The sequence below is a fragment of the Stenotrophomonas pictorum JCM 9942 genome (assembly GCF_001310775.1).
Lineage (GTDB): Bacteria > Pseudomonadota > Gammaproteobacteria > Xanthomonadales > Xanthomonadaceae > Stenotrophomonas > Stenotrophomonas pictorum.
Window position 1 is genome coordinate 1 of the sequence record NZ_BAZI01000056.1, and the last position, 11,939, is coordinate 11,939.

At 66.4% G+C, this 11,939-nt stretch carries 4 protein-coding genes and 3 pseudogenes; 4 read left to right on the forward strand and 3 right to left on the reverse strand.

Annotated features, from left to right (window positions below; genetic code table 11):
- Together JCM9942_RS05070 and JCM9942_RS05075 are read right to left on the reverse strand one after the other, a co-directional pair.
- The coding region (locus JCM9942_RS05070; RefSeq protein WP_054658138.1) for an alpha-amylase family glycosyl hydrolase at positions 1-1,613 on the reverse strand (1,613 nt) is incomplete at its 3' end.
- Positions 1,613-3,094 carry an MFS transporter gene (locus JCM9942_RS05075; RefSeq protein ID WP_054658132.1) on the reverse strand — a complete coding sequence of 494 codons (1,482 nt, stop codon included), beginning with the start codon at positions 3,092-3,094 and terminating at the stop codon, positions 1,613-1,615. The genes JCM9942_RS05075 and JCM9942_RS05070, both read right to left, overlap by 1 nt.
- A 208-nt stretch (positions 3,095-3,302) precedes the next feature.
- Between JCM9942_RS05075 and JCM9942_RS05080 the strand changes: the two genes are divergently transcribed.
- Together JCM9942_RS05080 and JCM9942_RS05085 are read left to right on the forward strand one after the other, a co-directional pair.
- Complete coding sequence (locus JCM9942_RS05080; protein ID WP_054658134.1) at positions 3,303-5,369, forward strand: glycoside hydrolase family 97 protein; 2,067 nt, start codon at positions 3,303-3,305, stop codon at positions 5,367-5,369.
- A 259-nt stretch (positions 5,370-5,628) separates the two neighbouring features.
- A pseudogene (locus JCM9942_RS05085) lies at positions 5,629-8,395 on the forward strand (TonB-dependent receptor).
- A 513-nt stretch (positions 8,396-8,908) separates the two neighbouring features.
- Here the strand turns inward: JCM9942_RS05085 and JCM9942_RS05090 are convergent.
- Positions 8,909-10,521: pseudogene (locus JCM9942_RS05090) on the reverse strand (alpha-glucosidase family protein).
- 191 nt (positions 10,522-10,712) lie between these two features.
- Between JCM9942_RS05090 and JCM9942_RS05095 the strand changes: the two are divergent.
- Both JCM9942_RS05095 and JCM9942_RS05100 read left to right on the forward strand, forming a co-directional pair.
- A pseudogene (locus JCM9942_RS05095) lies at positions 10,713-11,710 on the forward strand (polyprenyl synthetase family protein).
- A gap of 3 nt (positions 11,711-11,713) precedes the next feature.
- Positions 11,714-11,939: hypothetical protein (locus JCM9942_RS05100; protein WP_054658136.1), on the forward strand; the 226-nt coding region annotated here is incomplete at its 3' end.

The window sequence follows — 11,939 nt, forward strand, 5'->3', positions numbered from 1 at the left end:
TTCACGCCATGGGCCGGCACCTCGGTCTTGAGCGCGCGCGTGAGCGTGAGCGTGCCGCCGTCCAGCACGTCGCGCCACTGCCCCGGCTGCAGGTAGCGGCTGACCTCGAACGTCGTGGCGGTGTCGCCCTTGTTCAGCAGCACCAGCGCGGTCTGCGCGGTGTCGCCGTGCTGCAGCACGCGATAGAACACCGCCTGATCCGCCTGCAGGCGCTCGTTGACCTGCAGGCCGCGTTGCAGCGCCGGGGTGGCCTGGCGCAGCCGCGCGATACGCTGCAGCGGGCCGAAAATCGGACTGTCTGGCGCCGCATCCACGCGTTCCTGCCCGAAGTAGGCGCGATTGCCGGCGTGCTCGGCACGGCTGCGCATGAAGCCGGTTTCCGAGCCGTAGTACAGCACCGGGATGCCGCGGGCGGTGAACAGCCAGTTGTGGGCGTCGATGAAACCGGCATCACTGGCATCCAGCCGCGCCATGTCGTGGTTGTCGTAGAAGCTCATCAACTCGTACGGATTGGCGTAGGGGCCACCGGTCAGATGCAGCGGCTCGGCCAGCGCCTCGAAGCCTTTCCGCTCCCGGCCGAACACGGACGAAAGCGCACCGCGCAGCGGGAAATCCAGCACGCTGACATGGGCATTGGCCGGCCAGGTGTGCTCGGCGATCTTGGCCGCGTCGTAGTCGAAGGCCTCGCCGAACATGAACATGCCCGGGTGCCGTTCGCGGATGCGCGCGACGAATTCATGCCACCACGGATGCGGCAACCAGCCGATGGTGTCGATCCGCAGCGCGTCCACGCCCTGTGCGGTCCACTGCAGGTAGGCGCCGACCAGGTAGTCCATCACCGCCGGGTTGTGTTCGTTGAAGTCGCCCAGCTCGGCCAGATTGCCGTCGAAGATCGAGCCCTGGCTGCCATCGACCGGGCCGATGTTGTTGTAGAACGCATGCAGCGGGTTGTGCTGCGGGTCGAGCCTGTCCGGTGGCAGGTTCTGGTGGTCGGCGATCAGCGTGCCGTCCTTGTCGAAGAGCTGGCCGAACTGCGGCTGCCGCTTGGGCATGGTCCAGGCCGGCGAGCCGTGGTTGCCGACGATATCCAGCACCACTTTCAACCCGGCGTCGTGCAGGCCACGGGTCAGCCCGGCAAAATCCAGATCCTGGCTGGGCAGGTGCTCGTCCAGCTTGTAGAAGTTGATGCCCCAGTAACCGTGGTAGCCGGTCTTGCCGCGGTCGGTCAGCGTGCTGCTGCAGCTGATCGGCTTGCTGCCGGTGAAGGCCTGGTCGGGATTGTCGATGATGGGCGTGATCCACACCGCGCCGAAGCCGAGCTGGCGGATGTAATCGGCGTTGTCCAGCACGCCCTTAAAGTCGCCGCCGAGGTAGCCGATGTTGCCGTCAACCTTGTCCGGGCATGGCACCGGAATATCGAAGGTCGGGTGCTCGCCGCCCTGGTCGCGATGGTCGTTGCTGGTATCGCCATTGACGAAACGGTCGGTGACCACGAAGTACACCGCCTCGCTGGCGAACGGCTCGGTGGTACCGATGTAGTCCGGCCGGTTGCCGGCCAACGCCGTCCCCGCCACCCAAGCCAGACCAACCGCTGCTGCCAAACGCCTGCGCATCACACCACCTCCGGTTGCGACGGAACCCGCAATACACACAGCCCGGCCACGAACAGGCTGCACCCCCCCAGCACCAGCACGTGGATGGGGTCACCGCCCAGCCAGTTGCGCAGGGCAAAACCCAAGGCACTGGCCGCGACCAGCTGCGGGATCACGATGAAGAAATTGAAAATGCCCATGTACACGCCCATCTTGGCCGCCGGCACGCTGTCTGACAGCAGGGCATAGGGCAAGGACAGGATCGAGGCCCAGGCAAAGCCGACGCCGACCATCGACAGCAACAGCCAATGCGGGTCCTTGATCAGCATCAGCGAGATCAGGCCCAGCCCGCCCAGCCACAGATTGACCAGGTGGCTCCAGCGCAGGCCGATGGCGCGCACCATCAGCGGGATGACCAGCGCCGCCACGGCGGCAAAGCCGTTGTAAGCGCCGAACAACACGCCCACCCAGTTGGCGCCCTCGTTGTAGGCGGCCGACTGCGTATCGGTGGAGCCGAAGTGCGTGCCCGCCACCGCCGCGGTGGTGTAGATCCACATGGCGAACAGCGCAAACCACGAGAAGAACTGCACCCACGCCAGGCGCCGCATCGTGCCGGGCATACGGCGCAGATCGTCGACGATGGTGGCCAGCATATGGGTGCCGGGCAGCACCCGCGCCACTGCCAGCAACAGACCGTAGCTGGCACACAACCCGGCCAGCACGTAGAGCATGCGATCGCCTTGCCGCCACGCGATCAACGCTGCCAGCACCACACCCAGGCCCAGCCATAGACCGATCTGGCGCCATCGCGGCAGGCCACCGACACGCTGTGCGGCATGCACCGGCGACGGCTCGGCATCATCGAAGCTGGCCAGCTCGGCCGGTGAATACTCGCGCGTGCTGAAGACGGTCCAGCTCATCGCCAGCAGCAACACCACGGCGCCGAAATAGAACGCATAGCGCACGGTATCGGGTACTTCGCCCGGACCGGCCGTATTGGCCACGCCGAAACGGGCCAGGATGAAGGGCAGGAAGCTGGCCACCACCGCGCCCACACCGATGAAGAAACTCTGCATCGAGAAGCCGGCCGGGCGTTGCCTGGGCGAGAGCTGGTCGCCGACAAAAGCGCGGAACGGCTCCATCGAGATGTTGATCGAGGCATCGAGCACCCACAGCGTGCCGGCGGCGATCCACAGGGTCGGCGAGTTGGGCATGACCAGCAACGCGAGCGTGGTCAGCACCGCGCCGATCATGAAGTAGGGACGGCGGCGGCCCCAGCGCGTCCAGGTGCGGTCGGACAGGTAACCGACCACCGGCTGCACCAGCAGGCCGGTCAGTGGCGCGGCGATCCACAATCCCGGCACCGCGTCCATCGGCGCACCGAGCGTCTCGAAGATGCGACTGGCATTGGCGTTCTGCAGCGCGAAGCCGAACTGGATCCCCAGAAAGCCGAAGCACATGTTCCAGATCTGCCAGAACGACAGCTGCGGTTTGCTTTTCATCAAGCGCTTCCCCCTCCGGGAATCACGGATGCGATTTGGGCGCGGATGCGCTGCGGCCATGGTAGAGGCCCTACCGGCGATACGCACCGCCGTTGCATACGTATTCAATGCCCGCCAGCGCCCACCACCGCAGCGGAACGGGAATAGTGGCCCAATGGCCCGCGCGCCACGCGCGGTCCGCCGACCAGACCCCGGAGCACATATCCAGATGGCCGACCGACTTTCCATTTCCTTCCGCCTGCTGTCGCCTGCCGGCCTGGCGCTGCTGCTGTCCAGCGCACTGAGCGTGCAGGCGGCCGACCTGGCGCGCGTCACCTCGCCGGACGGCGCGCTCGCGGTGATCGTCCAATCCCAGCACGAGGGACGCCTGTCCTACCGGGTGGAGCGCAACGGTGACCCGGTCATCGCTCCCTCGCGGCTGGGCATGCTGCTCGGCGATGGACGCCTGGAGCGCAACATCGCGCTGACCGCGCAGTCGCAGCGCAGCGTCGATGAGACCTGGGAGCAGCCTTGGGGCGAACGCCGCCTGACCCGCAACCACTACAACGAACTGCGCACCCGCTTCAGCGAGAAGCCCGGCGCCGGCCGCGACTACGCACGCCAGTTCGAGGTGGTGTTCCGCGTCCACAACGACGGCGTCGGCTTCCGCTACGAGTTCCCGCAACAGGCGGCGATGGAACAGGTCACGGTACAGGCCGAGCTGACCGAGTTCGCGCTGGCCCACCCGGCCACCGCCTGGTGGATTCCGGCGTTCGAATGGAACCGCGAGGAATACCTGTATCACCAGACGCCGTTGAAGGAAGTGGGCACCGCGCAGACGCCGCTGACCCTGCGCAGCGACAACGGCCTGCACATTTCCCTGCACGAGGCCGCGCTGGTGGACTATGCCGGCATGAATCTGGCGCGCGGCGACGGCGATGTCCTGCATGCCGCGCTCACGCCTTCCGGCAACGGCGCACCGGTGCAGCGCTCGCTGCCCTTCCACACGCCGTGGCGGACCATCACCATCGGCGAAACCGCCGCCGAGCTGGCCGAATCCAGCCTGATCCTCAACCTCAACGAACCCAACGCGCTGGGCGATGTGAGCTGGTTCACCCCGGCCAAATACGTGGGGGTGTGGTGGTCGCTGCATCTGGAGACCGAGACCTGGGGCACCGGCCCGCGCCACGGCGCCACCACCGCCAACACCCGCCGCTATATCGACTTCGCCGCCGCCAACGGTTTCCGCGGCGTACTGGTGGAAGGCTGGAACACCGGCTGGGACGGCGACTGGTTCGCCAACGGCCAGGCCTTCGATTTCACCCGCGCCACCGCCGACTTCGACCTGCCGGCACTGGCACGCTACGGCGCGGCCAGGGGCGTGCACCTGATCGGCCACCACGAGACCGCCTGCGCGGTAAGCCATTACGAGCGCCAGCTGCCCGCGGCGCTGGAGCTTTACGCGCGCAACGGTGTGGATGTGATCAAGACCGGTTACGTCTGCGACGCCGGCGACATCCAGCGCCAGGACCGGGCCGGGGGCCCGATCCTGCGCGAGTGGCACGAGGGCCAGTGGATGAGCAACCACCACCTGCGCGTGGTGCGGCAGGCGGCGGAAAAACATATCGCGATCAACGCGCACGAGCCGATCAAGGACACCGGCCTGCGTCGCACCTATCCGAACTGGGTGTCACGTGAAGGGGCTCGCGGCATGGAGTTCAACGCCTGGGGCAATCCGCCCAATCCGCCGGGACATGAAGCCACGCTGGTGTTCACCCGCATGCTGGCCGGGCCGATGGACTACACCCCGGGCATCGTCAGCCTCAAGGGACGCAATGGCCTGCCGCTGCGCAGCACGCTGGCCAAGCAGCTGGCGCTGTATGTGGTGCTGTACAGCCCCATCCAGATGGTGGCCGACCTGCCCGAACACTACGCCCAGCACCCGGACGCCTTCCAGTTCATCAAGGACGTGGCGGTGGACTGGGAGCAAAGCCACGTGCTCAATGGCGAAATCGGCCAGTACGTGACCTTCGCGCGCAAGGTGCGGGGCGGCGAGGAATGGTTCCTCGGCAGCGTCGGCAGCGAACAGCCGCAGACGCTGGACGTGCCACTGTCCTTCCTCGATCCGGGCCGCCGCTACCGGGCGCAGATCTACCGCGACGGCGACGGCGCGCACTGGGAAACGGCGCCATTCGCCTTCGCCACCGAAACGCGGGAGGTCCGCAGCGGCGATCCGCTGCGCATTGCGCTGGCGGCCGGTGGCGGCATGGCCGTGCGCTTTGTGCCGCTGGACTGAGCCCTGCCCGAGGCCTGAAACGCAAGGATCAAGCCGCAGGCGGTCGTTCCGTATCCGCCCTCACCGGCGAAAGCGTTTTCAGACTCGCGTGCCGGCATTGCACGGCATTGAATACGTATGCAGGCCGGTCCCGCCGCGGGGTCCGCTGATTACCATGCCAGACAGTCGCACGCTGCGAAAAAAACAAACGCGACACGCCCCCGACACCTGTCTGGGGCGACTGGCTACAACCAACCGACATCACCTGGGAGAGGGGAGCATGTTGAACACCAAACGCAATCTGCTGAGCGTGGCACTGGCTTCGGCCATCACGTTGGGCGCCACCAGTGCACACGCACAGACGGCCGAGGCGCAGAGCAAGCCCGAGACGAAGGCGGAAGCCACCGATCTGGATACCGTCACCGTCACCGGCATCCGTCGCGGCATCGAAAGCGCGATCTCGGTCAAGCGGGATTCCACCTCGATCGTGGAGGCCATTTCGGCCGAGGACATCGGCAAGCTGCCGGACGTGAGCATCGCCGAATCGATCGCCCGCCTGCCCGGTCTGGCCGCCCAGCGCGTCGCCGGCCGCGCCCAGGTCATCAGCGTGCGCGGCCTGTCGCCCGACTTCGCCACCACCTTGCTCAATGGTCGCGAGATGGTCAGCACCGGCGACAACCGCAGCGTCGAGTTCGACCAGTACCCGTCGGAACTGATCAGCGGCGTGACGGTGTACAAGACCCCCGACGCCGGCCTGGTCGGCCAGGGCCTGTCCGGCACGCTGGACATGCAGACCGTGCGTCCGCTCAGCTACGGTGACCGCGTGATCGCCGTCAGCGGCCGCTACCAGAAAAACTCGCTGGGTGAGGCCGCCGGCGAAGACCCGTACGGCAACCGGATCAATGCCAGCTTCGTGGACAAGTTCGCCGACGACACGCTCGGCCTGGCGATCGGCTACTCCCACTCGGAAATGTCCAAGCAGGAGAACCAGGTCGGCCTGTACGAGCCCTGGCAGGCCATCGGCGACAACTGGCGCCCGGGCGTCGCCGCCGGCACCTACTATTCCGATGGCATCAAGCATTGCGCCGCACCGGCCACGCCAAGCGTGACGGCGTGATGGCCACCGTGCAGTTCCGGCCGAACAACAGCTGGACCAGCACCCTGGACGCGTTCTACACCAAGGCCAAGGAATACGACACCGCCAACCAGCTGGAAATCCATCTGGGCGATTACAACGGCGGCTACGACCGTTTGAACGTCACCGACGTGGTGGTCAACGGCAACGGCAGCTTCGTCAGCGGCACGGCGCACAACGTCTATCCGCTGGTGCGCGGCATGTACAACCGCCGCGACGACAGCATCAAGGCGCTGGGCTGGAACAACGAATTCACCTTCGGCGATGTGCGCGTGGTGGCCGACCTCAGCTGGTCCAAGGCCGAGCGCGACGAGCTGAATCTGGAAAACAACCTGCAGTTGCTGCCTGCCCCGATGCTGGATTCGGTGACATTGAATTTCGCCGGCGGCAACTTCCCGCAGTTCACGCCGGGCCGCGACTATTCGGACTTCAGCAAGCTCTACCTGACCAACACCATCTACGGCTCGGGCTATGGCAAGACCCCGCATGTCGATGATGAGCTCAAGGGCGTCAAGCTGGCGGCCACCTTCCGGTGCCGGAAGGCTTCAGCTGGTTCTCCGACTTCGACGTCGGCGTGAACTACGCCGACCGCAGCAAGAACAAGACCCAGGCCGAAGGCAACATCAACCTCGGCGCGCAGGGCGTCACCAGCATCGCCGCCGACCTGCAGTACAGGCCGGTCAACCTGGGCTTTGCCGGCGCCGGCTACATCCCGGCCTGGAATGTGCCCGCTGCCGTGGACCGCTACATGGTGTTCAATCCGACCACCACCGAAAGCTACCTGATCCCGAAGCAGTGGACGGTGGACGAGGAGATCACCACCACCTTCCTGCGCGCCAACATCAGCACCCAGATCGGCTCGATTCCGGTGCGCGGCAACGTCGGCCTGCAGGCCCAGCACGTACGCCAGTCCTCCAGCTCGAACTACTGGGATGGCGGGCAGCCGGTCGGCAGCCAGGTCATCCCGATCAACGAAGGCAAGAGCTATCTGGACTTCCTGCCCAGCCTGAACCTGGCCTTCGAACTGCCGGCCGAGAACACGGTGCGCTTCGCCCTGGCCCGCCAGGTCGCACGACCGCGCGTGGACGAGCTGCGCGCATCGATGGAATTCGGCGTGGACACCAACATCGGCAAGCCCGGCGCCAGTGGCGGCAACCCGAACCTGGACCCGTGGGTGGCCAACGCGGTGGACCTGTCCTGGGAAAAGTACTTCGGCAACAAGGCCTACGTGGCCGCCGCGGTGTTCTACAAGGACCTGAAGACCTACATCTACACCGAAAAGCGCGATGGCTATGACTTCACCCAGCAGGTCGACGCGTGGCTGCAGGCCAACGCCATCACCCTGCCGCCGGGCATCGTGGTCGACAAGACCGGTTACTACACCGCGCCGTTCAACGGCAACGGTGGCAGCCTGCGCGGTGCCGAGCTGACCGCGTCGCTGCCGCTGGACCTGTTCTTCGACGGCCTGCGTGGCTTCGGTGTGGTCGCCAGCGCCAGCTTCAATGACAGCAACATCTCCATCCCGCCGGATCCGGGCACCACCTCCAGCGTGGGCTCCGAGCCGATCATGCTGCCGGGCCTGTCCAAGCGTGTGTACAACTTCACCGCCTACTACGAGAACAACGGCTTTGAAGTGCGCCTGAACCAGCGCAAGCGTTCAGACTTCATCGGCGAGATCGGCAACTTCAACGGCAACCGCACCCTGCGTTACGTCAAGGGCGAGGACGTGCTGGATGCGCAGGTGGGCTACAGCTTCGGCGACGGCAGCCTGTTCCAGGGCCTGAGCCTGTTCCTGCAGGCCAGCAACCTGACCAACTCCAAGTACGAGACCTACGCCGGCACCAAGGACCGTCCGCTGGAAACCGTGGAATGGGGCCGCACCTACCAGGTGGGTGTGAACTACAAGTTCTGATCCGGAACACCCCGGCTGATCGACAGAGCCCGCTGTTCACGCAGCGGGCCCTGTCGTTTGCGGGACCTGCAATGCCCCGCCCCTGCGACACCGGGGCTGCCCGGCAACGCGCCGCGCACCGGGATCACACCCGCACACTGCATCCTGGGCGTCGACGGACCAAACCGGTGTTGCCAAGGCGCGTGACTTGCCGGGCGGTGGCCCCTCATCTGTGGCCGGCGCGGCTGTGCCGCCGCGACATCGCGCGGACGGTGGGGAACCCATCGGCCACCGCACAAGCTCGGGCCGGCAGTGCCCGTCCACAGAAAGCACGCCAAGCCAGACCTCTTGCGGAACACGTCCGCCGCGGAAGCGGGTTTGCCCCCGGCCCTGCCGTGATCACCGCGGCGCACAATCGCAAGATCACAACCGGCAGACAGCGGACCTTGTCCGGCCGCGCAATCGCGCCTGGAACAGACGCAAAAAAAAGGCGGAGATGTGATCTCCGCCCTCCACAGGAAAGAGGAACTTGCCTCAGCTGCGCCGCGCGCAATACACCGCGTGCGCAGGCAACACCAGTTCACCGGCCTCGAGGCCGCCTGACGCCGGCCCCGGCAGCTCCAGCGCCTGCCATGTGCCCGCCGGCAGGGGCTGGCGCTGCGACTGAGCGGAGAGATTGAACGCCAACAGCAGCACCTCGTCACCGAGCTGGCGTTCGAACATCAGCACCGGCTCGGTGCTGTCGATGAACCGGATTCCGCCCTCCACCAGCGCCGGATGCGCCTTGCGCCAGGCCAGGAACGCGCGGAACGCGTGCAGCACCGAACCGGCATCGGCTTCCTGCGCCTGCACCGACAGCGCACGGTGTTCGGCCGGAATCGGCAACCACGGCTTGCCCGTGCTGAAGCCGGCCACGTCACCATCGCTCCACGGCATCGGCGTGCGGCAGCCGTCGCGGCCCTTGAAATTCGGCCAGAAGGTGATCCCGTACGGATCCTGCAGCGCCTCGAACGGCACATCCGCCTCGCCCAGGCCCAGCTCCTCGCCCTGGTAGATGCACACCGAGCCGCGCAGCGAACACACCAGCGCAACCAGCATCTTGGCCAGCTGGGGGTTGGCCGGATGGCCGCCCCAGCGCGTCACCGCCCGCTGCACGTCATGGTTGGACACCGCCCAGCACGGCCAGCCGTCACGCATGGTGGCTTCCAGCTTCTCCACCGTGCCGCGGATGTAGGCCGCACTGTAGTCATCGACCAGCAGCTCGAAGCTGTAACCCATGTGCAGGCGGCCCGGCGCGGTGTACTCGGCGGTGGTGGCCAGCGAATCCTCCGAGGAGATCTCGCCCAGCGTCACCGCGCCCGGATACTGGTCCAGCAACGCGCGCAGACGCTCGAGGAAGCCGATGTTCTCCGGCCGGGTGTTGTTGTAGTAGTGGTACTGGAACGCGTACGGATTGTCCGGGCTGAAGCCGCGGCCCACGCGCTCGCTTTCCGGCTTGGGCGGATTGTCGCGCAACTGCGCGTCGTGGAAGCAGAAGTTGATCGAATCCAGGCGGAAGCCGTCCACGCCACGGTCCAGCCAGAACTTCACGTAATCCAGCGTGGCCTGCTGCACGGCCGGATTGTGGAAATCCAGATCCGGCTGCGAGGACAGGAAATTGTGCAGGTAGTACTGGCGGCGGCGCGGTTCCCAGCGCCAGGCCACGCCGCCGAAGATCGACAGCCAGTTGTTCGGCGGCGTACCGTCCTCGCGCGCATCGGCCCACACATACCAGTCGGCCTTGGGGTTGTCGCGGCTCTGCCGGCTTTCCTTGAACCAGGCGTGTTCCACCGAGGTGTGGCTGAACACCTGGTCGATCATCACCTTCAGCCCAGCGCATGCGCCTTGGCCAGCAGCCGGTCGAAATCGTCCAGGCTGCCGAACAGCGGATCCACATCGCGCTGGTCGGCGATGTCATAGCCGAAATCGGCCATCGGCGACTTGAAGAACGGCGAGACCCAGATCGCGTCCACGCCCAGCGAGGCGATGTAATCCAGCCGCTCGATGATGCCCGGCAGGTCACCCACACCGTCGCCATCGCTGTCCAGGTAGCTGCGGGGATAAATCTGGTAGATGACGGCGCCGCGCCACCAGGAAATCTTCGACATCAAGCGCCCCCCTACGGGCTTCAAATGCCCCGGAAGGGGCCGCAGAACGTATGCCGGCCAGCTTAGCGTCGACGCTTTGTCGACGGTGCCGCTTGCATACGTATTCACTGCGTGCAGTGGGGGTTTCCGCCGCCGCGGGCCGCTTGCCTCCGCACCGCCTATAATCCCCGGGCACCCTCCGAAGTATTCCTATGAGCATCGCCGAACATATCCGCCCCGCGCTGGGCCTGCCTGCCATCCAGACCCTTGCGGCACCGGACATGGACGCCGTCGATGCCCTGATCCGCCACCGTCTGTCCTCGGACGTGGTGCTGATCAACCAGATCGCTGACCACATCATCTCCGCCGGCGGCAAACGCCTGCGGCCGATGCTGGTGATGCTGGCCGGTCACGCGGTCGGCGGTGCCGGTCCGGAGCACCACCAGCTGGCGGCGATCATCGAGTTCATCCACACCTCGACCCTGCTGCATGACGATGTGGTCGACGAATCGGATCTGCGCCGCGGCCGCAGCACCGCCAACGCGCTGTGGGGCAATGCCCCGAGCGTGCTGGTCGGCGACTTCCTGTACTCGCGCAGCTTCCAGCTGATGGTCGAGCTGGACCGCATGCCGGTCATGCGCATCCTGGCCGACACCACCAACCGCATCGCCGAAGGCGAGGTGTTGCAGCTGCTGCATGTGCACAACCCGGATACCGACGAGGCCGCCTACCTGCGGGTGATCGAACGCAAGACCGCGGTGCTGTTCGCCGCCGGTACCCGCCTGGGCGCACTGGCCAGTGGCGTGGACGAGGCCACCCAGCAGGCGCTGTACGACTACGGCATGCACTTGGCTACGCCTTCCAGATCGCCGACGACGTACTGGACTACTCGGCCAACGCCGAGGAGCTGGGCAAGAACCTGGGCGACGATCTGGCCGAAGGCAAGGCCACGCTGCCGCTGATCCACGCCATGGCCCATTCCGATGAGGCCACCCGCCAGCGCCTGCGCGAGATCGTGCAGAACGGCGAGGCCAGCGCGATGCCCGAAGTTCTGGCCGCCATCCAGGCCACCGGTGGCCTGGACTACAGTCGCCAGCGCGCCCGCCAGTACGCCGAAGCGGCCGAAGCCGCACTCGAAGGCCTGGCCGAGAATCCGGCCGTGGCCGCCCTGCGTGGCCTGGCCCGCTATGCGGTCGAACGCGGCCACTGAGCCGTGAGCACCGCCGGTTTCAGCGATGAGGAACGCCAGGTGCTGTTGGCGGTATACGGCGTCGGCGCCACCGTGGTGGCCCGGCTGGAACAATTGGGATTCACCTCCCTGCCCCAGCTGGCACAGGCCCAGCCCGGCGATATCGTCAGCCAGGCCGCCGCGATGCTGGGCAGCAGCTGCTGGCGCAACAGTCCGCAGGCGCGGGCGGCGATCAGCGGCGCGATCGCGG

Bases quoted from the DNA above. Each gene is read 5' to 3' on its own strand.
- JCM9942_RS05075 (WP_054658132.1), bottom strand. From the start codon at position 3,094: ATGAAAAGCAAACCGCAGCTGTCGTTCTGGCAGATCTGGAACATGTGC.
- JCM9942_RS05080 (WP_054658134.1), top strand. From the start codon at position 3,303: ATGGCCGACCGACTTTCCATTTCCTTCCGCCTGCTGTCGCCTGCCGGC.